A 24,357-nucleotide genomic window follows, 5' to 3' on the forward strand; every position below is an offset into this window, starting at 1 on the left:
GAGTCGACATTTTCTCCCGGGGGTGGTCAACCAGGAATGCCGGTACGGAGCCAGGGCTCCGCGGGATTCGAGGCTGTCGGCTCCGTAGCTGTGCGCACCTTCGCAGCCCACCAGAGTCCGGGTCCGCAGACCGCCCGGACAGCACACCAGAGCATGGATGGCCATCACGTGAACGCCATGGCCGGCGACGGAAGTGGCGCGCCCCACAACCAATTCGCCGACTACGACGAACTGCCCCAGGGGCACTTCTACGACCCCGACGCCGAGTACGAGCCCGATCCGGAGTACGCGGCCACGCTCGCGCCCGACGCGGCCCGCCAGCGCCGCGAGCGCGTCGGCCCGACCGGACGCCCGCTGCCGTACTTCCCGATCCCGGGCCCGCTGACCGACCACGGCCCCGCGAAGATCATCGCGATGTGCAACCAGAAGGGCGGCGTCGGCAAGACGACGTCGACCATCAACCTGGGTGCCGCGCTCGCGGAGTACGGCCGGCGCGTGCTGCTCGTGGACTTCGACCCGCAGGGCGCGCTGTCGGTGGGTCTCGGCGTCAACCCGATGGAACTCGATCTGACGGTCTACAACCTGCTCATGGAGCGGGGCATGTCCGCGGACGAGGTCCTTCTGAAGACGGCGGTCCCCAACATGGACCTGCTGCCCTCCAACATCGACCTGTCGGCCGCCGAGGTCCAGCTGGTCTCCGAGGTCGCCCGCGAGTCGACGCTGCAGCGCGCCCTGAAGCCGCTGATGCCCGACTACGACTACATCGTGATCGACTGTCAGCCCTCGCTCGGCCTGCTCACCGTCAACGCCCTGACGGCGGCTCACAAGGTGATCGTGCCGCTGGAGTGCGAGTTCTTCGCGCTGCGTGGTGTGGCCCTGCTGACCGAGACCATCGAGAAGGTCCAGGAGCGGCTCAACCCAGAGCTGGAACTCGACGGCATCCTCGCCACGATGTACGACTCGCGCACGGTCCACAGCCGCGAGGTCCTGGCCCGTGTGGTCGAGGCGTTCGACGACCACGTCTACCACACGGTCATCGGCCGCACGGTCCGCTTCCCGGAGACCACGGTCGCCGGTGAGCCGATCACCACGTACGCGTCCAACTCCGTCGGCGCCGCCGCCTATCGCCAGCTCGCCAGGGAGGTGCTCGCCCGGTGTCACGCCGAGTGAGTCTGCCGGGGGCCGACGAACTCTTCCGTACGACAGGGGGGACGGCGCTTCAGCCGTCGAGTCCCCGGCGCGGGGCAGGCGGTGAGGCCCGGGTGCCGGCTCCCGCGGGGGAGAGCGACGACGCGGCCGCCGCCGAGGACGCGCCGCAGTCGGTGCCGGTCCAGGGCGGTGACGGAGAGGGCGCGGAGCACGTCGCGGCGGAGGCCGACCAGGCCGACGCCGGCGAGTCCCGCACCCGCCCGGCACGGAGCCAGACGACGCAGGAAGGTTCATCTGCGGCCGCGCAGCCGCGCAAGCGCGGACGGGCGGCGTCGCGGCGGCCCAGCGGGCGTGAACGGCACGACGAGAAGATCACGGTGTACGTCTCCGCCGAGGAGCTGATGGACCTGGAGCACGCCCGCCTGGTGCTCCGGGGCGAGCACGGGCTGGCGGTGGACCGCGGACGGATCGTCCGCGAGGCGGTGGCCGTGGTCCTGGCCGACCTGGAGTCCCGCGGGGACGCGAGCATCCTCGTACGACGGCTGCGAGGGCGGTAGGGGTAGCCTGCGAAGGCTATGACCTCGAACGACGTTTCCCTCCCTGGCGCCGGTGCCGGACGTCGGCGTGCGCTGGGGCGGGGGCCGGGGGCTGCGCCGGTCGAGCCGGTGGCCGAGGACGAGGTTCCGGTCGAGCCGGTGGCAGGGGCCGAGGCTCCGGCCGGCGCGAAGACCGAGCCGGTGGCACAGGCCGGGGTTCCGGCCGAGCCGGGTGGGCCGTTGCCCGAAGAGCCTCGTGACGGCATCTTCAAAGTCCGCCTCTCGAACTTCGAGGGCCCCTTCGACCTCCTCCTCCAACTGATCTCCAGGCACAAGCTGGACGTCACCGAGGTCGCCCTGTCGAAGGTCACGGACGAGTTCATGGCGCACATCCGGGCCATGGGACCCGACTGGGACCTGGATCAGACGACCGAGTTCCTCGTCGTGGCGGCCACGCTGCTCGATCTGAAGGCCGCCCGGCTGCTGCCCGCCGCCGAGGTCGAGGACGAGGCGGACCTGGCGCTGCTGGAGGCGAGGGACCTGCTGTTCGCGCGGCTGCTGCAGTACCGCGCGTACAAGCAGATCGCGGACATCTTCAACCGGCGCCTCGACGAGGAGGCCCGCCGCTGGCCCCGTACCGTCGGCCTGGAACCGCACCACGCCGAGCTGCTGCCCGAGGTCGTCATCAGCATCGGCCCCGAAGGGTTCGCCAGGCTCGCGGTCAAGGCGATGCAGCCCAAGCCCCGGCCGCAGGTCTACGTCGACCACATCCACGCCCCGCTGGTCAGCGTGCAGGAGCAGGCCGGGATCGTGGTCGCCCGGCTCAGGGAGCTGGGCGAGGCCAGCTTCCGGGCCCTGGTCGAGGACACCGACGACACGCTCACCGTCGTGGCCCGCTTCCTCGCCCTGCTGGAGCTGTACCGCGAGAAGGCCGTCGCCCTGGAGCAGGAGGACGCGCTCGGGGAGCTGCTGGTGCGCTGGACCGGCGGGGAGACGGACGCGGCGCCGATGGTCACCGACGAGTTCGACCGGCCGCCTGAGCAGCCCAAGGAGGAGAAGAAGGCATGAGCGAGGAGACCGCCGAGGTCCCGGCCGGGCTGCGGGCCGTGGCCGACCTCGACCTCAAGGGCGCCCTGGAGGCGGTGCTCATGGTCGTGGACGAGCCCGCGACCGAGGAGCGCCTGGCGAAGCTGCTGGAGCGGCCGAAGCGGCAGATCGCTGACGCGCTGCGGGAGCTGGCCGACGAGTACACGGTGCAGGGCCGCGGCTTCGAGCTGCGGTTCGTCGCCGGCGGCTGGCGGTACTACACCCGGGCCGCCTACGCACCGGCCGTCGAGCGCCTCGTCCTGGACGGCCAGACGGCCCGGCTCACCCAGGCGGCACTGGAGACCCTCGCGGTGGTCGCCTACCGCCAGCCGGTCAGTCGCAGCCGCGTCTCCGCCGTACGCGGGGTCAACTGCGACGGTGTGATGCGCACCCTGCTCCAGCGCGGTCTGGTCGAGGAGGCGGGCACGGAACCCGAAACAGGTGCGATCCTGTACAGGACGACGAACTACTTCCTGGAGCGGATGGGCCTGCGCGGCCTGGACGAGCTTCCCGAGCTGGCGCCCTTCCTCCCCGAGGCGGAGGCGATCGAGGCCGAGACCCAGGAAGGGGTCCCGTCGTTCGACCCGGACGCGCCCGACGCGCCCGGCGTAGAGGACGCAGACGACTAAGACGGAACTTTGATGCGAAGCAGCGGCAGCGGCAAGAGTGGCGGGCGCGGTAACCACCGCGGCGCCGGCAACAACCGGGACGAGCGGCAGGGGCAGGGTCGTCCCCGCAAGCCCCGCCCCGAGGAGCGCCGCTACGACGTGGGCCCCGGCGCCTCCCAGGACGGCCCCAAGTCGGGCCGCGGCGGAGCGGCGCGCGGCGGCGCCAAGGGCGGCCCCAAGCAGTCCCAGCAGGGCGGCGGGCAGGGCCGTACGGCCCCGGCCCGCTCGCGCGAGTACGAGACGCGCGTCGAGGAGCGCAACCGGGAGCGCTACGCCGGCAAGAAGGACATCAAGCTGCCGAAGACCTTCCCCGGTGCCGAGCAGGAGGGCGAGCGGCTCCAGAAGGTGCTCGCGCGCGCGGGCTACGGCTCCCGGCGCGCCTGCGAGGAGCTGATCGAGCAGGCCCGCGTCGAGATCAACGGCGAGATCGTGCTGGAGCAGGGCCGCCGGGTCGACCCGGAGAAGGACGAGGTCAAGGTCGACGGCCTGACGGTCGCGACGCAGTCGTACCAGTTCTTCTCGCTGAACAAGCCCGCCGGCGTCGTCTCCACCATGGAGGACCCCGAGGGGCGGCAGTGCCTCGGTGACTACGTCACCAACCGCGAGACCCGGCTCTTCCACGTCGGCCGGCTCGACACCGAGACCGAGGGCGTCATCCTGCTCACCAACCACGGCGAGCTGGCGCACCGGCTGACCCACCCGAAGTACGGCGTGAAGAAGACCTACCTCGCCGCCATCGTGGGTCCGATCCCGCGCGACCTCGGCAAGCGCCTGAAGGACGGCATCCAGCTGGAGGACGGCTACGCGCGCGCGGACCACTTCCGCGTCGTCGAGCAGACCGGCAAGAACTACCTGGTCGAGGTCACCCTGCACGAGGGCCGCAAGCACATCGTGCGGCGCATGCTGGCGGAGGCCGGGTTCCCGGTCGAAAAGCTGGTCCGCACCGCCTTCGGCCCCATCACGCTCGGCGACCAGAAGTCGGGCTGGCTGCGCCGCCTGTCCAACACCGAGGTCGGGATGCTGATGAAGGAAGTCGACCTCTAGGACGCTTCCGGGAGCCGCCTTCCGGGACATGCCGTGCGCTGATCACCGGCCCTTTGTCGTCAATGTGACGACGGAGGGCTGGTGTCATGTCCGGGCGCGTTGCCGCCGGAGCGCTGAGCCGCCGCGTGCTCCTGCGCCGGGCGGATCGAGTACCGAGGCGACCTTTTGGCCCCGGGGGCGCTCTGGGACGCTTAGGACCATGATCGAAGACCTCGACCTCGCGCCCGTGGTCGCCGAACAGCCCGACCCGCTGCTGTTCGCGACCGTCTCCGGAGCCCATCTGTACGGCTTCCCCTCGCAGGACTCGGACGTGGATCTGCGCGGCGTCCATCTGCTCCCGGCGGCCGAACTCCTCGGGCTCGACGAGCCGCAGGAGACCCGCTCGCGGGCCTGGGTGCGCTACGGCGTCGAGCTGGACCTCGTCACCCACGACCTGCGCAAGTTCGTCCGGCTGATGCTGCGCCGCAACGGCTATGTGCTGGAACAGCTGCTCTCACCGCTGGTCGTGCACACCGGCGACACCCACCGGGAGCTGGCCGCGCTCGCCCCCGGCGTCCTCACCAGCCACCACGCCCACCACTACCGGGGGTTCGCGGTGACCCAGTGGCGGCTGTTCGAGAAGACCGGTGAACTCAAGCCGCTGCTCTACACGTTCCGGGTGCTGCTCACCGGCATCCACCTCATGCGCAGCGGCGAGGTCCAGGCCCATCTGCCCACGCTCCTGGGGCAGATCGACGCACCCGGCTATCTGCCCGAGCTGATAGCCGCCAAGGCCGAGCGGGAGCACGGCACCGCCCATGTCCCCCACGCGCGCGTGGGGGACGACGTGGAGCGCCTGCACGCCGTGCTGGACGAGGCCCAGTCCGGCTCAGCCCTGCCCGACGCCCCCACCGCCCACGACGCCCTGAACGACTTCGTGATACGCGTACGTCTGCAGGGCTGAGCCCCGGCGTACCCGGTACAGGAAGTCGGCCACCCGGGTGTGGTCCGGTTCGGCCGGGAGCGGGGTGCCGTGCAGGGCCTGCTCCGTCTCCGCCCCCAGCCGGGCCATCCACGCCTCGACCTCGGTCCAGGGGACCTCGCCCCGCTTCACCGCGAGCAGCGCCCCGCGCCGGTCGCCCACGTCGATCCGCAGCTCCCCGGTGCGCAGCAGATCGCGGGCGCTCATCAGCAGGCGCAGCAGATGCATGGCGTGCTTCCAGCGCGGTGCGCCCGTCGTACGGACGTCGGCGTCGAGCTTCCTGCGCTGGCCGAGGGCGTAGCGGGTGAAGGTGTCGTAGGCCCGGCGGGACAGGAAGGCGCCGCGCAGGGACAGCAGTTCCCGGCCGACGTCGTCCAAGTGCTCCACCAGCGGGGAGTGCAGGCACTCCAGGATGTTCGGATTGCCGCGCAGCGCCAGCTCGCAGAACCGCTCCAGCTCCCAGGAGAACTGCTCCTCGCCCGGCCCCTCGACATGCGTCGGTGGCTTCTCGAACCGCCAGAACAGGGGCGTGGGGGCGAGGAACACCCCCCGCCGGTCGGTGTCGCTCGTGTCCGTCGCCAGACCGAAGGCCCGGGAACCCATGACGCAGGCGTAGACGGTGTGGTCGCGTACCAGGGTCTCGGGCTGCATGCCCGGAGCGTACGCGGACCTGTCACGTCAGACGGATCGAATTCTTCTCCACCTTGATCGACTTCGTGGGAAGCGGTCTGGTCGCGGGGCCGTGGGCCACCGAGCCGTCGGCGATGTGGAACTTGCTGCCGTGGCACGGGCAGTCGATCGTGCCGTTCGCGACGACGTTCACCGTGCAGCCCTCGTGCGTGCAGATCGCCGAGAAGGCCTTGAAGTCGTCCTTCTTCGGCTGGGTGACGACGACCTTCTGCTCCTTGAAGACCTTGCCGCCGCCCTCCGGGACGTCACTGGTGCTGCCCAGATCCTCGCCGGTGCCACTGCTGCCGCCGCCGCATGCCGCGACGGGTGCGACGAGCGCCGCCGCGCCTGTCGCCAGAACCGTGCGCCGGGTCGCGCCCTCGGTCATGCCAGCCTCCGCACAAATGTCGAAACAGGTGGATAACGGACTCCCCGCATCGTCTCAGCGATCGGGCGCCCCGCACCTCGCGCGCGCGGGCTGACTACGCTGGACGGACCAAGAACAGATCCGCATGTCAGCAGGGAGCAGCGCCGTGGCGGTACGAGCGGTCCGGGGGGCCGTCCAACTGGAGCGGGACGAGGCCAGGCACATGGACGAGCAGGTCGCAGCCCTGCTCGCGGCCGTCCTGGAGCGGAACGGGCTGAGCGCCGAGGACCTGATCAGCATCTGGTTCACGGCCACGCCCGATCTGCACAGCGACTTCCCGGCCGCCGCCGCCCGCAAGCTCGGCATCGTCGACGTGCCGCTGATCTGCGCGCAGGAACTGGACATCGAGGGCGCCATGCCCCGGGTCGTCCGGATCCTCGCGCACATCGAGACGGACAAGCGCCGCTCCGAGATCAACCACGTCTACCTCGGCACCGCGGCCGCCCTGCGCAAGGACATCGCCCAGTGAGAACCGCACTCGTCATCGGAACCGGCCTCATCGGGACCTCCGCCGCCCTGGCCCTCGCCCAGCGCGGCGTCACCGTCCATCTCGCCGACCACGACCCCGGGCAGGCCCGTACGGCCGCCGCGCTGGGCGCCGGCACCGACGAGAGCCCCGAGGGCCCCGTCGACCTCGTGATCGTGGCCGCCCCGCCCGCACACGTGGCAGGCGTGCTCGCCGACGCCATGCGCAAGGGCGTGGCCCGCGGCTATGTCGACGTGGCCAGCGTCAAGGGCGGCCCGCGCCGCGAGCTGGAGGCGCTCGGCCTGGACCTGTCGGCGTACATCGGCACCCACCCCATGTCCGGCCGGGAGAAGTCCGGCCCGCTGGCCGCGACCGCCGACCTCTTCGAGGGCCGCCCCTGGGTGCTCACCCCGACCCGGGACACCGACACCGAGGTGCTGAACCTCGCCCTGGAGCTGGTCTCGCACTGCCGGGCCGTACCGGTCGTCATGGACGCCGACGCCCACGACCGCGCCGTCGCCCTCGTCTCCCACATGCCCCACCTGGTCTCCAGCCTGGTCGCCGCGCGCCTGGAGCACGCCGAGGAGGCCGCCGTACGGCTGTGCGGGCAGGGCATCCGGGACGTGACCCGGATCGCCGCCTCCGATCCGCGCATGTGGATCGACATCCTGTCCGCGAACCCGGGCCCGGTCGCCGACCTGCTCGCCGACGTCGCCGCCGACCTGGGCGAGACCGTCGGGGCGCTGCGCGCCCTGCAGTCCGTGGACGAGGTCGAGCGCCGGGCGGGCACCGCGGGCGTCGAGGACGTGCTGCGCCGCGGGAACGCGGGCCAGGTGCGGGTACCGGGCAAGCACGGCAGCGCGCCGCGCCGGTACGAGACCGTCGTGGTCCTCATCGACGACCAGCCCGGCCAGCTGGCCCGCATCTTCGCCGACGCGGGACGGGCCGGGGTCAACATCGAGGACGTGCGCATCGAGCACGCGACGGGGCAGCAGGCCGGCCTGGTCCAGCTCATGGTCGAGCCGAAGGCCGCGGCCGCCCTGAAGGAGGCGCTGCGGGAGCGGGGCTGGGCGCTGCGGCAGTAGAGCACCCACGGGCGTCCGGACGAGTGACCCGCACCCAGTAACCTTGTGCAGGGCGCTCTCGCTCCCCGTACCCGCCCACACCGCACCAGGAAGGTGTCCCTCCGTGGAAAACGGCGCCGCCCCGACCGCCCAGCCCGTGATCGTCGCGATCGACGGCCCCTCCGGCACGGGCAAGTCGAGCACGTCGAAGGCCGTCGCCGCACAGCTCGGCTTGAGCTACCTGGACACCGGCGCCCAGTACCGGGCGATCACCTGGTGGATGGTGACCAACGGCATCGACCTGGAGGACCCGAGCGCCGTCGCGGCCGTCGCCGGCAAGGCGGAGATCGTCTCCGGCACCGACCCGGCGCACCCGACCATCACGGTCGACGGCACCGACGTGGCCGGCCCGATCCGTACCCAGGAGGTCACCTCGAAGGTCAGCGCGGTCAGCGCGGTGCCCGAGGTGCGCTCCCTGATCACCGAGCTGCAGCGCTCGATCGCCGCCGGCGCGGAGTACGGCATCGTGGTCGAGGGCCGCGACATCGGCACCACCGTCCTGCCGGACGCCGACCTGAAGATCTTCCTCACCGCCTCCCCGGAGGCCCGCGCGGCCCGCCGCAGCGGCGAGCTGAAGGGCGCCGACGTCCACGCCACCCGCGAGGCGCTGATCAAGCGGGACGCGGCCGACTCCTCCCGCAAGACCTCGCCCCTCGCCAAGGCCGACGACGCGGTCGAGGTGGACACCACCGAACTGACTCTCGCCCAGGTCATCGAGTGCGTCGTCACCCTGGTCGAGGAGAAGCGGGCCGGGCAGTGAGCCTTCCGTCAGCTGCTGCGCAGAAGCTCCCTTCGGGGCGGGGTGCCGAGGTCGGGCGGCGCATCGGCGTCGGCCTGATGTACGGGCTGTTCAAGCCGCGCGTGCTGGGCGCCTGGAAGGTGCCCGCGACCGGCCCGGTGATCTTCGCGGTGAACCACTCCCACAACGTCGACGGCCCGATGGTCATGGGCGTGGCACCCCGGCCGACACACTTCCTGATCAAGAAGGAAGCCTTCATCGGCCCCCTCGACCCCTTCCTGACCGGCATCGGCCAGGTGAAGGTGGACCGCACCGGCGCCGACCGCACGGCGATCACCCGGGCGCTCGGCGTGCTGGAGGCCGGGGGAGTGCTGGGCATCTTCCCGGAGGGCACCCGCGGCGAGGGCGACTTCGCCTCGCTGCGCGCCGGACTCGCCTACTTCGCGGTGCGCAGCGGTGCGCCGATCGTGCCCATCGCCGTCCTGGGAAGCTCCGCGAAGCGGGGACGGCTGGTCAAGGCGCTGCCCCCGCTGCGCTCCCGGATCGACGTCGTCTTCGGCGACCCCTTCGACGCGGGTGACGGAACCGGGCGTCGTACGCGCCGGGCGCTCGACGAGGCGACCGAGCGCATCCAGAAGCAGCTCACCAGCCACTTGGAAAGCGCCAGACGCCTGACCGGGCTCTAGCGCCCGCCCAGCGGATCATGCCGGAGACGCGGGGCCCGGTCGGATACCGTTGAATTCCTCCGACCTGATCCGCAGGACAGGCCCGGGCGACACTTCGAGTAGTGGATCGGCCCCCGCGGGGCTCCTCCACCGATCACCACGAATGAACGACGAGGTACGGACTTCATGAACGACCAGATCCAGCCCGACGGCTCGGGTGCGCACGAGGGTGCGCACGAGTACGACCACGGGGCGCTCGGCGACGCCGAGTACGCGGAGTTCATGGAGCTCGCCGCGGTAGAGGGCTTCGACGTCGAGGACGTCGAGGGCGCCATCGAGGCGGCGGGCCACGGTCCGCTGCCCGTGCTCGCGGTCGTCGGCCGCCCCAATGTCGGCAAGTCGACTCTGGTGAACCGGATGATCGGCCGCCGTGAGGCGGTCGTCGAGGACCGGCCGGGCGTCACCCGTGACCGTGTCACCTACGAGGCCGAATGGGCCGGCCGCCGCTTCAAGGTCGTCGACACCGGCGGCTGGGAGCAGGACGTCCTCGGCATCGACGCCTCCGTGGCCGCCCAGGCCGAGTACGCGATCGAGGCGGCCGACGCGGTCGTCTTCGTCGTGGACGCCAAGGTCGGCGCCACCGACACCGACGAGGCGGTCGTCCGGCTGCTGCGCAAGGCCGGCAAGCCGGTCGTGCTGGCCGCCAACAAGGTCGACGGCCCGAGCGGCGAGGCCGACGCGGCCTACCTGTGGAACCTCGGCCTCGGCGAGCCGCACCCGGTCTCGGCGCTGCACGGCCGTGGCACCGGCGACATGCTGGACGCCGTCCTGGAGGTCCTGCCGAACGCGCCCGCGCAGGGCTTCGGCACCGCCGTCGGCGGCCCGCGCCGCATCGCGCTCATCGGCCGCCCGAACGTCGGCAAGTCCTCCCTGCTGAACAAGGTCGCCGGCGAGGAGCGCGTCGTCGTCAACGAGCTGGCGGGCACCACCCGCGACCCGGTCGACGAGATGATCGAACTGGGCGGCAAGACCTGGAAGTTCGTGGACACCGCCGGCATCCGCAAGCGCGTCCACCTCCAGCAGGGCGCCGACTACTACGCCTCCCTGCGCACGGCCGCCGCCGTGGAGAAGGCCGAGGTCGCCGTCGTCCTGATCGACGCCTCCGAGAACATCTCCGTGCAGGACCAGCGGATCATCACCATGGCCGTCGACGCCGGCCGTGCGATGGTCATCGCCTACAACAAGTGGGACACCCTCGACGAGGAGCGCCGCTACTACCTGGAGCGGGAGATCGAGACCGAGCTGGGCCAGGTCACCTGGGCCCCGCGGGTGAACGTCTCGGCGTCCACCGGCCGCCACATGGAGAAGCTGGTCCCGGCGATCGAGACCGCCCTCGCCGGCTGGGAGACCCGTGTCCCCACCGGCCGTCTCAACGCCTTCCTCGGCGAGCTGGTCTCCGCCCACCCGCACCCGGTCCGGGGCGGCAAGCAGCCGCGCATCCTGTTCGGCACGCAGGCCGGCACCAAGCCCCCGCGGTTCGTCCTCTTCGCCTCCGGCTTCATCGAGGCCGGCTACCGCCGCTTCATCGAGCGCCGGCTGCGCGAGGAGTTCGGCTTCGAGGGCACCCCGATCCACATCTCGGTGCGGGTGCGCGAGAAGCGCGGCACGAAGAAGAAGTAGGAGAAGAGGCAGTAGAAGAAGTAGCGGCCGTACGACGTGAAGGGCGGCCCCTGGAGTCCAGGGGCCGCCCTTCACCGTTCGCCTGTCACACGCCCCGGCGCGGTCCCGGGGGCAGCGCCGCCGGAACGTGGTGCATACCGGTGTCCTCGTGGTGCCGCCCCAGCGTGCCGACCCGCTGCCACTGCGACTGCTGTCGCGCGTTGTACGCTCCCGCGCTGTAGGCGCTGTACGAGCTGCTGAACGACCCCGCCCGGTGGCCGCCGTAGGAGCCCGTGCGGTCCGGAAGCTGCCCGAACGGGCTGAATCGCAGCCCCTCCTCCCCGCTCCGGTCACCCGGCAGCGTACGGAAGGCCTTGACCCATTCCGTGTAGAGCATGTCGTAGATCGGCGTGGGTGAGGCCACACCGGCCCCTTCGTGCCCCGTCCGTGCGGACGGGATGGGGGTTGTGATGGGGGAGAACGATGACCGGCGGGGGGGAGTGTCGTATGCGTGCACGTATGTCCAAACGACCCGGGCCCCAAAGGGATGCGGTCACGGGATCGCGGGCGCGGGGAGCCGCGCGACACGCCGCGACGCGCCCGCGGGCGCCGATGCGCGGCGGCTTCCGCCTCTTCGGGGTGAAGAGATCACGTACCCGCGAGAGGAAGCGCCGCCCCGACGAGCTTCCCCCGCTTGGCCGCCTTGTCGAGAGAGTCCCGCAACAGGTCCTCACGCGGCTGCCGGCCGATCGACCCCACGGGCGCCGCGAACATCAGCACCTGCTGGTGCTTGTTCGCGGCGGCCCGCCAGCCGTCCGTCACCTGCAGCGGCTGATGCGCCTGCCACCAGGCCACCGGCTGCCCGCCGCTCACCGAGGGCTGCAGCACCGCGTGCAGCTGCCCCATGACCAGCAGCACCGACCAGCCGTGCAGCACCGACGGCACGGACGTCAGCTCGGTCAGCGGCATGAATCCCTGCTCGATGAGGAGCGGAAGGAAGTCGTCGCCGGTGCCGGTGGAACCCGGGCGCACGATCGGCGAGGTCGGCTCGACGACGAGCGCGGGGTGCAACTCGCCCTCGATCAGGACGAGTCCGCTGGTCACGCCGAGCACCGCCTGCTCGGGGGCGGTCGAGTGCGCCGTGCCCGCCGCGGCGTCGCGGGCCACGCCGCTGATGGACCGGACGGCGCCCTGCAACTGCGCCTCGGTGACCTCGACGACCTGCGAGGGCAGGCAGCCGGCGTGGGCGAAGGCGAGCACGGCGGTCTCTTCGCCGACGAACAGGACGGTGCTGGTGCGCTCCTGCTCGGAGTCGCCCGGGGTGCGGCAGGCGGTGCAGTCGTAACTGCCCGGGGTGTTCTCGCCGGCGAGCAGCCGGTCGGCTTCTTCGTCGCCGATCTCGGCGCGTACGGCGTCACTGACGTCGAGCATGCGCGGCACGGTGGCTCCCTCGGGATGCGGTGCTGGGTCGGCCGGGTGGCTCCCTGCCGATGAGTCCCGGGGTTCCGGGCTCATGAAGAAGACAACGGGCGTCCTGTGGTGGGAGTCACGCTCGGAGGGCAACCGGTTCGCACCAACCGGCGCACACGGTCACATCATGTGCGGAATTCGCCACTCTCGGTCAACTCGTCGCCGAGTCAAGGAACTTGAAGGGGTGAAGTGGCTCACAGATGACATGGGTGCCTGGTCGAAAAATCAGGAAATCACGGGATGTAGTGGGTGGCTGAAAATCGCCGATACCCGCGGTAACGGGCAACTGGCCTGGAATGACAGGGAGTTGGTTGATTCGGGACGCTCCTTCTCCCTACATTCCTCCGCCGTGTGCAACGAGCACCGCTCGGGTTCGTCCACCGCCCGGCACCGGCAGCACGATCGCCGGCACCGGGCACAGGGGACGGGGCGGGCGCGAGGAACCGCGGTCATCCGCGGCAAGGCGCGCTCCGCCCGGGGGAACCCGGGTTCGTGGAGAGGGAATTACATGTCCGAGTGTGCCGATACCACCCGCAACACCGCCCGTCAGGACGGCGCCCGCAAGGGCCGTACGACGGCCGCGCTCACCGGAGCCGCGCTGCTCGCCCCGCTGGGGCTGCTCGCCGCCACCGGCAACGCAGCCGCGGCGGACAACGGGGTGTGGGACCGCATCGCCCGGTGCGAGAGCGGCGGCAACTGGCACATCAACACCGGCAACGGCTACTACGGCGGGCTTCAGTTCTCCGCCGGCACCTGGCGCGCGTACGGCGGCACCGCCTACGCCCCGACGGCCGACCAGGCCTCCAGGAGCGCGCAGATCGCCGTCGCCACCAAGGTTCAGCAGGCGCAGGGCTGGGGCGCCTGGCCGGTCTGCTCGGCCCGCGCCGAAGCCGCCGGCGCCGCCCCCGCGGCGGACCGCACGGGTTCCTCCGGCACGACGGCCTCGAACGGCGGCGAGACGACGAAGTCCGCCCCGAAGACGTCCGCCCCGAAGACGTCCGCGCCCACGCGGTCCGCCGGGACGGACTCCGCCCCGACGACGCCGGCGCAGCGCCCGGCGGCCCACACCGGCCGCAGCGACTCCCGCGGTGACTACACCGTCCGCGAGGGCGACACCCTGAGCGCCATCGCCGCCCGGCACGGGACCACCTGGCAGCGGATCTACGCCGCCAACAAGAAGGTCGTCGGCGACGACCCGAACCTGATCGTGCCCGGCCAGCGCCTCGCGCTCTGAGCCCCGCCCGGTCCGCCCGCGACAGCCGCTGTCCCCATCGAGGACAGCGGCTGTCCGCGTCCCCCTGGCAGACTCGGCCCCATGTTGGAGACCTCGGCACGTCTGCTGCGTCTGCTCTCGCTGCTCCAGGCCCACCGCGAGTGGTCCGGCGCCGAACTCGCCGAGAAGCTGGGCGTCACCGCGCGCACCGTCCGCCGGGACGTGGACCGGCTGCGCGAGCTGGGCTACCCGGTCGACGCCAGCCCGGGCACCGGCGGCGGCTACCAGCTGGGCGCGGGCGCCGAACTCCCGCCGCTGCTGCTGGACGACGACGAGGCCGTGGCGGTGGCCGTGGGGCTGCGCACCGCCGCGGGCCAGGGCATCGAGGGCATCGGCGAGACCTCCGTACGCGCCCTCGCCAAGCTCGAACAGGTGCTGCCGAGCCGGCTGCGCCGCCGGGTGAGCGCCCTCGGCGCCTTCACCGTGCCGATGCTGCGCGGCGGTCCGCCGGCCGCCGCCGTCGACCCCGCGCTGCTCACCGAACTCGCCCACCTGTGCCGGGACGCCGAGCGGCTGCGGTTCGAGTACCGCACGCACGAGGGCGTGGACAGCCGTCGGACCGTCGAGCCGTACCGGCTGGTGTGCACCGAGCGGCGCTGGTACCTGGTCGCCTGGGACGTCGACCGGGCCGACTGGCGCACCTTCCGCGTCGACCGCATCACCCCCAGGCCGCCGCACGGGCCCCGCTTCACCCCGCGCGAGCCGCCCGCCGAGGATCTGGCCGCCTATGTCTCGAAGGGCGTCTCCACACACGCGTACGCCATGCACTCCGTCGTACGGCTGCTGGTGCCGCTGGACGAGGCCGCCGAGCGGATCTCGCCGTCCGCGGGGACGCTGCAGGCCGACGGCGCGGACGCGTGCGTCCTGCGCTCCGGTGCGGCGAACCTGGAGGTGATGGTCGTTCACATCATGATGCTGGGCTTCCCGTTCGAGGTGATCGAGCCCGTCGAGCTGACCGAGGCGATCAGGACGCTCCGGGACCGGCTCGATGCGGCGCTGGGGCGGGCGGCGGCCCCCGGTCCGCGCACACCGGCCGGGGGCGACGACCCCTGTGTGCGGAATCGGTGAATTTCCTATGCGATGTCAGCTGCCCCGGCATCGCCCCGGATTGCACGGGGAATCCCGCTTCCCGGGGCCCTTCCGGATCGCCGGCCGCAGGCCATTCCGCCGGGTAATTCGAAGGGGCGCCGTGCGGAGCTTGAATTTCGCTCGATTGCCCCGGTGGGCCCAACGGAAACCCCCGTACGTGTGACGGAGTTCGAGGGAAACGGGGGCCCGGAAGCTGTGACAGAAGTGTGACCGGAGTCGGATACGGCTCTTACCCGGCCGTGCCCGGCTTCCGTCACTGCGGGCCACGGCCTAGCGTGGCGGCATGGCACCGATTCCCGCTCCGCCAGCGGAGCCCCAGGACAGCCCGGAAGGGTACGTCGGCCTCGACGCCGCGCACGCCGAGCGGCTCGCCCGGCAGCGAGGATGGTCGACGGTGCGGTCGCTTCCGCCGGGCGAGATCATCACCATGGAGTACCGGGCGGGACGGCTGAACTTCGAGGTGAGCGAGGGTCGGGTGGCTCGCGCCTGGAAGGGCTGAGGGCTGAGGGCCGGTCCGTCCCGCCCACGGCGAAGGCCCCGCTTCCCGATAGAGGGAAGCGGGGCCTTCGCCGTGGCGCGGGCGGTTGTGCGTACCGGGCCCCGGCGCCGTGCGAGCCGTCAGCCGCCGGTCACGGGGCGGGCCGGCTGGGCGGTGCCGCGCGGGAGGCGGTCGGCGTGCGGCGGGCGGCGGCTGCCCGCCGGGGTGACCGGGGTGCGTTCCGAACGGGTCGTGTGCGGTCCCGGGGCCAGATGCGCCATCCCTCGGGAGGCGCGGGTCGAGGCGGCCGGCTCGCGGGCCGGGGTCGGCTGCTCGGCCGGTGCGCCGCGCGGCCGGAGCACCACCGGAGCCACCGGGACGGCCGGTTCGGGCACGGGCAGGCCACGGCGGTCGCGCCAGCGGTCGCGCAGATCGAACAGCGCGGTCTCGGTCTTGGCGATCAGCGGCTCGAACCACGGCAGGGCGAGCAGGATCAGCACGCCCGCGGCCCAGCCCAGCAGGACGTCGCTCAGCCAGTGCGTACCGAGGTAGACGGTGGTGAGGCCGACGCCCAGCGCCGTGATCGCGGACAGCGCCGACAGCCAGCGGCGCGCTCTCGGGGTCGAGGCCAGATAGGCCAGGATGCCCCAGGTCACGACCGCGTTGGCGGTGTGGCCGCTGGGAAATATATCGCCGCCCAGAGCCATCTCGTTCGAGCCGATCACGGTCGCGTAGTGCGGACCGAGGCGCCCCATCCCGAGTTTGGCGGCGCCGACCGTGATGTTCAGCAGGAGCAGGGAGGTGGCCAGGGTGAGCAGCGGGCGCAGTGTGTGCTGCCGCCAGGAGCGCCAGCCGAGCCAGGCCGCGACCATCACCGCGGTGGGGCCGCGCTGGCCGAGCACCACGTAGTAGTCGAGGAAGGCGTGGATCTGCGGCCACTGCTGGTACGGCCGGAAGAACATGACCTGCCAGTCGAGCCGGACCAGCCAGGACGTGATCACCACGGCCCACACGATCGCCAGGTAGAAAGCCAGGGTCGCGGTGAAGAGAACGACCCGGTGCCGGCTCATCCTTGGCACGTCGATGTGGGCCGGTCGTTCCGGTTCACGGTCGAGTCTGGCGAACACCCGGTCCAGACGCCGGGTGAGGTTTCGTTCGGTACGCACCCAATCGACGTTACAGCGAGTGAGCTGTGAACCCTGTCGAAACAGCGGCTTTGTGATGACGATGTGATGTGGCAAACCTCTCAAGGGCGGTCCGAATTCCAGGGATTCCGCAATCTTGTGAGGCCGATCCGTTCAATTCCTTTGATCATGCCGGGCGTTGTTTATATAGCGCTTATAGATGTGTTAACCCGCTCCTGGCGCGGAATTTTCCGGAGCGTCATCGGGCCGTCGATGTTGATCATGGAGGACCGGATCCGTTCAGCCAGAACGCTCCATAGATCGCCGAGGCGATCGCCAGCACGGTCGTGACCAGCACGGATCGACTCGTGCGCAGCCGGGCGAGGGCGCAGGCGAGCGGCAGCAGCACCGGGAACGCGGGCAGCAGCAGCCGCGGCTTGGAACCGAAGTAGCTCGAGGCGCACAGGGCGAGCGCGAGGACGACCCCCGTGTACACCAGCAGTTCGACGGGCTGGCGTCGGCGGATACCGGTCACGTACAGCCACAGCAGCAGGGCGACGCCGACGATCAGGCCGACGCCGGCGAGCGCGGACGGAAATGACGTGAACTTGTCGGCCACGAAGCGTGCGAACGCATAGCCGCCGTCGAAGCCGTTGCGCCATCCGGCCTGTACGTCCAGGTACCCGAGGAGTCCCTCGCCGGTGCGCCGTCCGACCCAGAGCACGTATCCGGCGGCCCCGAGCGGTGCGAGGACCATGCCGAGAGCGCGGCGCAGGGCCGGGGCGGGTGGGGCGAACGGTGTGCGGGGGGCGCCCGCGCCGGGAGTGGGGGCCGGGGCGTGTGTGCTGCCGGGTGTGCCGGGGGTGGGAGCCGAGGCGTGCGTGGCGTCCGGTGCGCCGGGAGCGCGAGTCGAGGCATCCATGTCGTCCGGTGCGCCGAGCGTGTGCGCCGGGGCGTGTGTGTCGTGGTGTGCGCTGGGCGTACACGTCGTGCTTCGGTCACGCACGAACGAGAGCACGCCCGCCACCCACACCGCGGCGACCACCGCCGCCCCCACCGGCCGGGTCAGCCCGGCCAGCGCGGCCAGCGTGCCGGCGCAGATCCACCGGCCGGTCAGCAGCGCGTACAGCGACCAGGCGGCCAGTGCCGTGAACAGCGACTCGCTGTACGCCATCGACTGCACGATCCCGACCGGCAGTACGGCCCACAGGGCGACGGCGCAGATGCCCACCCGGGGGCCGTACACCCGGTCGGCGACCGCGAAGATCCCGCAGGCCGCGGCGAGGGAGGCGAGGAGGCTGACGGCGAAACCGGCGTCCGCGTACGACAGCGGCGTGATCGCGTGCAGCAGCCGTTCCAGCCACGGCAGCAGCGGGAAGAACGCCAGATTGGAGTGGACGTCGCCGTTCGGCAGCCGGACCTCGTAGCCGTACCCCAGCTCGGCGACCCGGGCGTACCACAGCGAGTCCCAGCGGGCCGTCAGCACGGTGTACGCGCTCTTGCCGCGCGTGGCGCTCCACACCGCCAGCGCGACCAGCCCCAGGGCGCGGATCGCCGCATAGCCCAGAAGGGCCGGAGCCGCCCGGCGCAGAAGTGGGGCGCGAGAGGGGGTCACGCGCGTTTCAAGATCGGTCACGGACTCGATTATCGACCGGCGGTGGAACCGGGCCGGTCCCCGGGGCGCGGTCAAGAGGGAGCGGTGTGGCCTACGCCACAAGGGTTCCGTCCCGCGTGTGAGAGGTCCGCCACGTGCCCCGGTGGCGAACTCGCGTACGCTGACGAGTCACCCGCGTGGGTTCGCGCGGGCCGGAGACCCCGCTCCTCTCCGGCCGTACGACAGGGAGTCCCCACCCCGTCGGCCCGCCCCACGCGCGGCACATCTGGGAGGTACGTACATGTCCGGGACGACCGCGGCAGCCGTTCGGCCGCGCCGTCGGGCGGCCGGGGCCGGTGCGAGCCGCTGGGTCGTCCTCGTCGTCCTCTGCGTCAGCCTGCTGCTCGTCGCCGTCGACGCGACCGTGCTGCACGTGGCGGTCCCCGCCGTGACCGAGGACCTCAAGCCCGGTGCCGTGGAACTGCTCTGGATCGTGGACGTCTATCCGCTGGTCTGCGCCTCCCTGCTGATCCTCTTCGGCACCCTGGGCGACCGGATCGGCCGCAGACGCGTTCTCCTGCTCGGCTACGGCCTGTTCGGCATCGCCTCCGGCGCGGCCGCCTTCGCGCCCACGGCCGAGACGCTGATCCTCGCCCGCGCCCTGCTCGGTGTCGGCGGCGCCATGATCATGCCGGCGACTCTGTCGATCCTGCGCCAGGTCTTCCCCGACCGGCGCGAGCGGGCGCTCGCCATCGGCATCTGGAGCGCGGTGGCCGCCGTCGGCGCGGCCGTCGGCCCGCTGCTCGGCGGTTTTCTGCTGGAGCACTTCTGGTGGGGCGCGGTCTTCCTCGTCAACATCCCGCTGATGCTGGTCAGTCTGCCGGTCGGCCGGATCCTGCTGCCCGAGTCCCGCGGCGGGCAGGGCGGCCCCTGGGACGTCGTCGGCGCCCTGATGGCGGCCGGCGGTCTCTTCGGCGTCGTCCTCGGGGTGAAGCAACTGGGCGGCTCGGTGGGCCCGGCGAGCCCCTTCACCGTGCTGCCGCTGTCGGCCGGCGCAGCCCTGCTCCTCCTTTTCGTACGGCGGCAGCGGCGCCACCCGCATCCGCTGGTCGACCTGCGGATGTTCCGCCGGCCCGCGTTCAGCACCTCGGTGGGCTGCATCGTGCTGGCGATGCTCGCGCTCGTCGGCCTGGAGCTGATCGCCGCCCAGTATCTGCAACTCGTCCTCGGGCTCTCCCCGCTGCAGACCGGCACGAGGCTGCTGCCCCTGACCATCGCGGCGATGGCGGCCGGCCTGGCGGGCGCGCGGATGCTGCGCCTCTTCGGACCGCGCCGGATGGTGTTCGTCGGCTTCTGCCTCACCGCCGCCGCGGTCCTCACGCTCACCGCGATGGGCACCGCTGACAACGCGCCGCTGCTGCTGTCCGGTTTCGTACTGCTCGGCTTCGGCCTGGAGACCACGCTCTTCGGGGCGTACGAGTCGATGCTCAGCGAGGCCCCGGCCGAGCAGGCCGGCGGCGCGGCGGCGATCGGCGAGACGTCGTACCAGCTCGGCGCCGGCATCGGCATCGCGCTGCTCGGCAGCGTGATGAACGTGGCCTACGCCCCCAATCTGCGCTCCGTGCCGGGCGTCCCGCGGTCGGCCTCGGACGCGGCGGGGCACTCGCTCGGCGAGGCCTACGACGTGGCCGGACGCCTCGGCGGACCCGCCGGGGCCGCGCTGCGCCGGGCCGCGCGGGACTCCTTCGTGCACGGGCTGCATGTGACGCTGCTGGTGAGCGCGGGCCTGTTGCTGCTGGGCGCGGTGATGGCGCTGCGCCTGCCGCGGGTCATGCAGTGTGCGGAGCCCGTGGCGGCGGTGGAGCTGCCCGCGCCGAGGGAAGTGGCGGAGTCCCGCGTCTCGGCCTGACGTACTGGACGCGGGGGACATCGCGCCGTAACGTCGGCGGCAAAATCTTACTAGCGGTGCTAGTTTTCTTGCGTGCCGGAGGGTGTCCCATGTCCGCGTCCTCGAAGTTGCCCCCCTTCGATCCCACCGACCCGCTCGGGATCGACGACCTGCTGGAACCGGAAGACCTGGCCGTCCGGGACACCGTCCGCAGCTGGGCCGCCGACCGTGTGCTGCCGCATGTCGCCGACTGGTACGAGAAGGGGGAGCTGCCCGGCATCCGGGACCTCGCCCGTGAACTCGGCTCCATCGGTGCCCTCGGCATGTCCCTGACCGGATACGGCTGCGCGGGCGCCACCGCCGTGCAGTACGGCCTGGCCTGCCTGGAGCTGGAGGCGGCCGACTCGGGCATCCGGTCCCTCGTCTCCGTGCAGGGCTCCCTCGCCATGTACGCGATCCACCGGTTCGGCAGCGAGGAGCAGAAGCAGCAGTGGCTGCCGCGCATGGCGGCCGGCGAGGTGATCGGCTGCTTCGGACTGACCGAGCCCGACCACGGCTCCGATCCCGCCGCCATGCGCACCCGCGCCAAGCGCGACGGCGGGGGGGACTGGGTGCTCAACGGCCGCAAGATGTGGATCACCAACGGATCGGTCGCCGGGGTGGCGGTCGTCTGGGCGCAGACGGAGGAAGGGATCCGCGGCTTCGTCGTCCCCACCGACAGCCCCGGCTTCTCCGCGCCCGAGATCAAGCACAAGTGGTCCCTGCGCGCCTCCGTCACCAGCGAACTCGTCCTGGACGACGTACGACTGCCCGCGACGGCCGTCCTGCCGGAGGTCACCGGCCTGCGCGGACCGCTCAGCTGCCTGTCCCACGCCCGGTACGGCATCGTCTGGGGCGCGATGGGCGCGGCCCGCAGCAGCTTCGAGGCGGCGCTGGACTACGCGAGGACACGGGAGCAGTTCGGGCGGCCCATCGGTGGTTTCCAGCTCACCCAGGCCAAGCTCGCCGACATGGCGGTCGAACTGCACAAGGGCATCCTGCTCGCCCACCATCTGGGGCGGCGGATGGACGCCGGCCGGCTGCGCCCCGAGCAGGTCAGCTTCGGCAAGCTCAACAACGTCCGCGAGGCCATCGAGATCTGCCGCACGGCGCGGACGATCCTCGGTGCCAACGGGATCTCCCTGGAGTACCCCGTGATGCGGCACGCGACCAACCTCGAGTCGGTGCTCACCTACGAGGGCACCGTCGAGATGCACCAGCTCGTGCTGGGCAAGGCGCTCACCGGGTTCGACGCCTTCCGGTGAGCCCCGTCGGAGGCAGGGCCGGCGAGCGGCCCTGCCTCAGCTCTGGTTGAAGAAGCCGTCGTCGCGTTGGCCGGACCCCTCGCCGCTGATGATCTCGGTGTCGGCGGGCGTCAGCAGGAACACCCGGTTGGAGACGCGGTCGATCGAGCCGCGCAGACCGAAGATGAGACCCGCGGCGAAGTCCACCACGCGCTTGGCGTCGGAGGGCTCCATCGCCGTGAGGTTCATGATGACCGGGACGCCGTCCCGGAACAGCTCGCCGATGGCGCGCGCGTCCCGGAAGCTGTCGGGCGTGACCGTGCCGATCCGGCGCCCCTTCTCCTCGGCGGTATCCGTCGCCACCTTCACTCGGGGGTCCGTGACCCAGGCGCCCCCGGATTCGGAGCCCTCGGAGTACTCGTCGTCGTAGTAACGCTCGTCATCGTTGTCGTCGACGAGGCCGAGCCACGCACTCGCCTTGCGTACCGATCCCATGGACGCCTCCTCTCACACCGGTCCTTCTTGCTTCCGCATCCCTATGGTCATCCATGATGCGGACGGCGCGCCAAGCGGATAGGCGCCGCACGGGGGGTTTGTGACGGTACTGGTGCACAGCCGATCCGTCGAGAGTCCTTGTGTCCCAAGGGTCCCGACTCGTACGGCTGCTGACTGAGAGTGAAATATGATTGTCGGCGGCGGACGGGTGATGCCCAGCGCGTTCGGGTGAACGTCAACGTCGTACCACACCACGGGGGATCGTCGTGTTCGGAATCGTCAGACCGTGCTCTCATCGGCTCGGTGAAAGTCTCAAGACCGCGTGGATGGCGCATTTGTGCGGACTCTGTCTCGCACTGCGCCGCGATCACGGGCAGTTCGCACGGGTCGTGACGAACTATGACGGGCTCCTCGTCTCAGTCCTGACGGAGGCTCAGATCGGACCGAGCGCCGACGGCCGCCGTACGGCCGGGCCGTGCGCACTGCGCGGGATGCGCACCGCGTCCGTCGCCCAGGGCGAGGGCGCACGGCTCGCCGCGGCCGTCTCACTGGTGCTCGCCGCGGCGAAGGTCCGCGACCATGTCGCCGACGGGGACGGGCTGCTGGCCCGCAGACCCGTCGCCGCCGCCGCGCGCCGGGTCGCCGCGGGCTGGGGCCGGGCCGGCGCCCACAGTGGCGCCGCGGTCGGCTTCGACACCGGTGTCCTTGTCGATGCCGTCGAGCGGCAGATCGGGCTGGAGACCCTCGCCGGACACGGCACCGCGATCCTGACCGTCACCGAGCCGACCGAGACCGCGACCGCCGCCGCCTTCGCCCACACCGCGACGCTGGCCGGACGGCCGGGCAACGCGACGGCTCTCGCGGAGGCCGGACGGCTCTTCGGGCGGCTCGCGCATCTGCTGGACGCCGTGGAGGACCAGCACGCCGACGCGGCCTCGGGCGCCTGGAACCCGCTGACGGCCACGGGCACTTCCCGGGCCGAGGCCCGCCGACTCGCCGACGACGCCGTGCACGGCATCCGGCTCGCCCTGCGGGAGGCCGAGTTCGCCGACGGCAAGCTCGTCCATCTGCTGCTCGTGCACGAGCTGGGGCGGTCGGTGGACCGGGCGTTCGGCACGTCGTCGTGCGGCCACCCGCCCGAGGCCTCCTTCGGACCGCCACCGGGTCCGCACGCCCCCGGCGCTCCGGGGCACCCGTACGGCGATCCCTTCGGCGGGCAGCCGCCGCGCCCGGACAAGCGGGGCTTCTGGGCCGGCTGCGCGGCCGCCCTCGGCCTGTGCTGCACCTGCAAGGTGTGCTGCGCCGACGAGTTCGAGGGGCCCTGGTCGCGGAAGAGGCGCGAGGGCGCGTGCGCCACGTGCGACTGCAACTGCGACTGGTCCTGCTGCGAGGCCTGCCAGTGCTGCGAGTGCTGTGAATGCTGCTCCTGCTGCGACTGCGGGCTGTGACCGGGCGCTGAGACGGCGTCGCCCGGCGCCGCTCAGCTCTTCACCTCGGGCGGCGAGATCCGCGAGGAGGCGATCGCCGAGCCCGTCGTCCCCCACTTCCGCAGGATCCTGGTGTACGTGCCGTCGGCCAGCAGCCTGTTCACCGCCGCCTGGAAGGCGGGGGCCAGCGCGGTCCCCTTCTTGAAGGCGAAGCCCACGTCCAGGCGGTGGTATTCGTTCAGGAACCTCAGCCCCGGCTGGTGGGCGACGGCGTAGCGCAGGCCGTTGATCGTGGACATCACGATGTCGCTGCGGCCCTGCTGGACGGACGACCAGATCGCGCTCGGCTCGGCGTACGCCTGCACCTCGTACGGCTTCTTGCCCGCGTCGGTGCAGACGTGCCTGTTCTCCTCCAGCGTGGCCTCGAAGGTCGTGCCGGCGCCGGTCGCGACGTTCAGGCCGCACAGCTGCCCGAGGTCGGTGATCTTGGAGAGCTTGCTGTCCCCGCGGGTGGCGAAGCCCTGGCCGTCGTTGATGTAGGTGACGAAGTCGATGGTCTTGCGGCGCTCGTCCGTGACGCCGAAATTGCTGGCGCCGAAGTCGTACTTGCCGCTGTCCAGCGCGGGCAGGATCGCCTCGAAGCTCGCCTGTTCCACCGTGAGCTTGACGCCGAGCACCTTGGCGACCGCCTTGGTGAAGTCGACGTCCTGGCCGGTCAGCGTCCTGCCGTCGGAGAGATAGGTGGTGCCGGGCGGGGTGCCGCCGACGCTGATCGCGACCGTGAGGTGTGTCGTGCCGGCGGGCAGCAGCTTCGCCGCCGCCTCGTCCTTCCGCTCGGCCGAGAAGACGTCCGTGGTGGGCACTTCGCCGGATCCGGCCGCCGCCCCGGCGGCGTCCGCCGCGCCCGGACCACCGGAACCCGAGCCGCAGGCGGTCAGGAGCAGGGTGGCCGACGTGATCAGGGCGAACGGCAGCAAATGACGCGGGCGCATCGGAAAGCGGTCTCCTGTGGGCAGCGGTGAGCAGTGGGAGGCAGCGGTGGC

General features: G+C 71.7%; 25 protein-coding genes. 17 read left to right on the forward strand and 8 right to left on the reverse strand.

Annotated features, from left to right (window positions below):
- Window positions 1–36 precede the first annotated feature (36 nt).
- The 6 genes from AQI95_RS33090 to AQI95_RS33115 all read left to right on the forward strand — a co-directional run bounded on the left by AQI95_RS33090 (window position 37) and on the right by AQI95_RS33115 (window position 5,426).
- Entirely contained in the window at window positions 37–1,170 is a 1,134-nt protein-coding gene (locus tag AQI95_RS33090) for a ParA family protein (RefSeq protein WP_079071616.1), read from the forward strand.
- Complete coding sequence (locus tag AQI95_RS33095; protein ID WP_079071619.1) at window positions 1,155–1,706, forward strand: hypothetical protein; 552 nt, start codon at window positions 1,155–1,157, stop codon at window positions 1,704–1,706. Before AQI95_RS33090 ends, AQI95_RS33095 begins: the two co-directional genes overlap by 16 nt.
- An 18-nt stretch (window positions 1,707–1,724) precedes the next feature.
- On the forward strand, window positions 1,725–2,753 hold the full coding sequence (locus tag AQI95_RS33100; RefSeq protein WP_067132555.1) for a segregation and condensation protein A: 1,029 nt from the start codon (window positions 1,725–1,727) through the stop codon (window positions 2,751–2,753).
- Window positions 2,750–3,400, forward strand: a complete 651-nt coding sequence (gene scpB / locus AQI95_RS33105) for an SMC-Scp complex subunit ScpB (RefSeq protein ID WP_067132558.1) — start codon at window positions 2,750–2,752, stop codon at window positions 3,398–3,400. Before AQI95_RS33100 ends, scpB begins: the two co-directional genes overlap by 4 nt.
- 12 nt (window positions 3,401–3,412) lie before the next feature.
- Window positions 3,413–4,483, forward strand: a complete 1,071-nt coding sequence (locus tag AQI95_RS33110; protein ID WP_067132561.1) for a pseudouridine synthase — start codon at window positions 3,413–3,415, stop codon at window positions 4,481–4,483.
- Between the two features lie 199 nt (window positions 4,484–4,682).
- Complete coding sequence (locus tag AQI95_RS33115; RefSeq protein ID WP_067132568.1) at window positions 4,683–5,426, forward strand: nucleotidyltransferase domain-containing protein; 744 nt, start codon at window positions 4,683–4,685, stop codon at window positions 5,424–5,426.
- Here AQI95_RS33115 and AQI95_RS33120 read toward each other — a convergent pair.
- Both AQI95_RS33120 and AQI95_RS33125 read right to left on the reverse strand, forming a co-directional pair.
- Complete coding sequence (locus tag AQI95_RS33120; protein WP_067132571.1) at window positions 5,352–6,095, reverse strand: nucleotidyltransferase domain-containing protein; 744 nt, start codon at window positions 6,093–6,095, stop codon at window positions 5,352–5,354. The genes AQI95_RS33115 and AQI95_RS33120 overlap by 75 nt on opposite strands.
- A gap of 22 nt (window positions 6,096–6,117) precedes the next feature.
- Entirely contained in the window at window positions 6,118–6,501 is a 384-nt protein-coding gene (locus AQI95_RS33125; protein ID WP_067132572.1) for a Rieske (2Fe-2S) protein, read from the reverse strand.
- A gap of 145 nt (window positions 6,502–6,646) precedes the next feature.
- On the opposite strand from AQI95_RS33125, the gene aroH reads away from it, so the two are divergent.
- The 5 genes from aroH (at window position 6,647) to der (ending at window position 11,214) form a co-directional block, all read left to right on the forward strand.
- Entirely contained in the window at window positions 6,647–7,009 is a 363-nt protein-coding gene (gene aroH / locus AQI95_RS33130; protein WP_067132575.1) for a chorismate mutase, read from the forward strand.
- Entirely contained in the window at window positions 7,006–8,091 is a 1,086-nt protein-coding gene (locus AQI95_RS33135) for a prephenate dehydrogenase (protein WP_067132578.1), read from the forward strand. Before aroH ends, AQI95_RS33135 begins: the two co-directional genes overlap by 4 nt.
- A 103-nt stretch (window positions 8,092–8,194) precedes the next feature.
- A complete protein-coding gene (gene cmk / locus AQI95_RS33140) occupies window positions 8,195–8,890 on the forward strand; it encodes a (d)CMP kinase (protein ID WP_067132580.1) in 696 nt (231 codons plus the stop codon).
- Window positions 8,848–9,555 carry a lysophospholipid acyltransferase family protein gene (locus tag AQI95_RS33145; RefSeq protein WP_079071621.1) on the forward strand — a complete coding sequence of 236 codons (708 nt, stop codon included), beginning with the start codon at window positions 8,848–8,850 and terminating at the stop codon, window positions 9,553–9,555. The genes cmk and AQI95_RS33145 overlap by 43 nt, the downstream gene beginning before the upstream one ends.
- A 165-nt stretch (window positions 9,556–9,720) precedes the next feature.
- On the forward strand, window positions 9,721–11,214 hold the full coding sequence (gene der / locus AQI95_RS33150; protein WP_067132581.1) for a ribosome biogenesis GTPase Der: 1,494 nt from the start codon (window positions 9,721–9,723) through the stop codon (window positions 11,212–11,214).
- An 85-nt stretch (window positions 11,215–11,299) separates the two neighbouring features.
- Here the strand turns inward: der and AQI95_RS33155 are convergent, their stop codons facing one another.
- Both AQI95_RS33155 and AQI95_RS33160 read right to left on the reverse strand, forming a co-directional pair.
- Window positions 11,300–11,710, reverse strand: a complete 411-nt coding sequence (locus tag AQI95_RS33155; protein ID WP_067132584.1) for a hypothetical protein — start codon at window positions 11,708–11,710, stop codon at window positions 11,300–11,302.
- A 131-nt stretch (window positions 11,711–11,841) separates the two neighbouring features.
- Entirely contained in the window at window positions 11,842–12,633 is a 792-nt protein-coding gene (locus AQI95_RS33160; RefSeq protein WP_067132587.1) for a hypothetical protein, read from the reverse strand.
- A 538-nt stretch (window positions 12,634–13,171) separates the two neighbouring features.
- On the opposite strand from AQI95_RS33160, the gene AQI95_RS33165 reads away from it, so the two are divergent.
- The 3 genes from AQI95_RS33165 (at window position 13,172) to AQI95_RS33175 (ending at window position 15,524) form a co-directional block, all read left to right on the forward strand.
- Window positions 13,172–13,897: a transglycosylase family protein gene (locus AQI95_RS33165; RefSeq protein ID WP_067132590.1), complete on the forward strand. Its 726-nt coding sequence runs from the start codon at window positions 13,172–13,174 to the stop codon at window positions 13,895–13,897.
- An 81-nt stretch (window positions 13,898–13,978) separates the two neighbouring features.
- Window positions 13,979–15,004, forward strand: a complete 1,026-nt coding sequence (locus AQI95_RS33170; RefSeq protein WP_067132593.1) for a helix-turn-helix transcriptional regulator — start codon at window positions 13,979–13,981, stop codon at window positions 15,002–15,004.
- Between the two features lie 304 nt (window positions 15,005–15,308).
- A complete protein-coding gene (locus tag AQI95_RS33175) occupies window positions 15,309–15,524 on the forward strand; it encodes an I78 family peptidase inhibitor (RefSeq protein ID WP_067132596.1) in 216 nt (71 codons plus the stop codon).
- Window positions 15,525–15,643: 119 nt separating this feature from the next.
- Here AQI95_RS33175 and AQI95_RS33180 read toward each other — a convergent pair whose 3' ends face one another.
- Complete coding sequence (locus AQI95_RS33180) at window positions 15,644–16,669, reverse strand: phosphatase PAP2 family protein (protein ID WP_067132598.1); 1,026 nt, start codon at window positions 16,667–16,669, stop codon at window positions 15,644–15,646.
- 238 nt (window positions 16,670–16,907) lie between these two features.
- Window positions 16,908–18,263 (reverse strand): mannosyltransferase family protein, encoded by a 1,356-nt coding sequence (locus AQI95_RS33185; protein ID WP_067132601.1) that lies wholly within the window; start codon window positions 18,261–18,263, stop codon window positions 16,908–16,910.
- A 259-nt stretch (window positions 18,264–18,522) separates the two neighbouring features.
- Between AQI95_RS33185 and AQI95_RS33190 the strand changes: the two genes are divergently transcribed.
- On the forward strand, window positions 18,523–20,130 hold the full coding sequence (locus AQI95_RS33190) for an MFS transporter (RefSeq protein ID WP_067132604.1): 1,608 nt from the start codon (window positions 18,523–18,525) through the stop codon (window positions 20,128–20,130).
- Window positions 20,131–20,219: 89 nt separating this feature from the next.
- On the forward strand, window positions 20,220–21,413 hold the full coding sequence (locus AQI95_RS33195) for an acyl-CoA dehydrogenase family protein (RefSeq protein ID WP_067132607.1): 1,194 nt from the start codon (window positions 20,220–20,222) through the stop codon (window positions 21,411–21,413).
- 36 nt (window positions 21,414–21,449) lie between these two features.
- Here the strand turns inward: AQI95_RS33195 and AQI95_RS33200 are convergent, their stop codons facing one another.
- Window positions 21,450–21,887 carry a cell division protein SepF gene (locus AQI95_RS33200; RefSeq protein WP_067132618.1) on the reverse strand — a complete coding sequence of 146 codons (438 nt, stop codon included), beginning with the start codon at window positions 21,885–21,887 and terminating at the stop codon, window positions 21,450–21,452.
- Window positions 21,888–22,153: 266 nt separating this feature from the next.
- Here AQI95_RS33200 and AQI95_RS33205 point away from each other — a divergent pair, with 266 nt between their 5' ends.
- Window positions 22,154–23,335: a DUF5685 family protein gene (locus AQI95_RS33205; RefSeq protein ID WP_079071625.1), complete on the forward strand. Its 1,182-nt coding sequence runs from the start codon at window positions 22,154–22,156 to the stop codon at window positions 23,333–23,335.
- Between the two features lie 32 nt (window positions 23,336–23,367).
- Here AQI95_RS33205 and AQI95_RS33210 read toward each other — a convergent pair whose 3' ends face one another.
- The gene (locus tag AQI95_RS33210; protein ID WP_208614327.1) at window positions 23,368–24,306 is read right to left on the reverse strand and encodes an ABC transporter substrate-binding protein; all 939 of its coding nucleotides are present in this window, start codon (window positions 24,304–24,306) and stop codon (window positions 23,368–23,370) included.
- Between the last annotated feature and the right edge of the window lie 51 nt (window positions 24,307–24,357).

The organism is Streptomyces yokosukanensis, assembly GCF_001514035.1.
Classification (GTDB): domain Bacteria; phylum Actinomycetota; class Actinomycetes; order Streptomycetales; family Streptomycetaceae; genus Streptomyces; species Streptomyces yokosukanensis.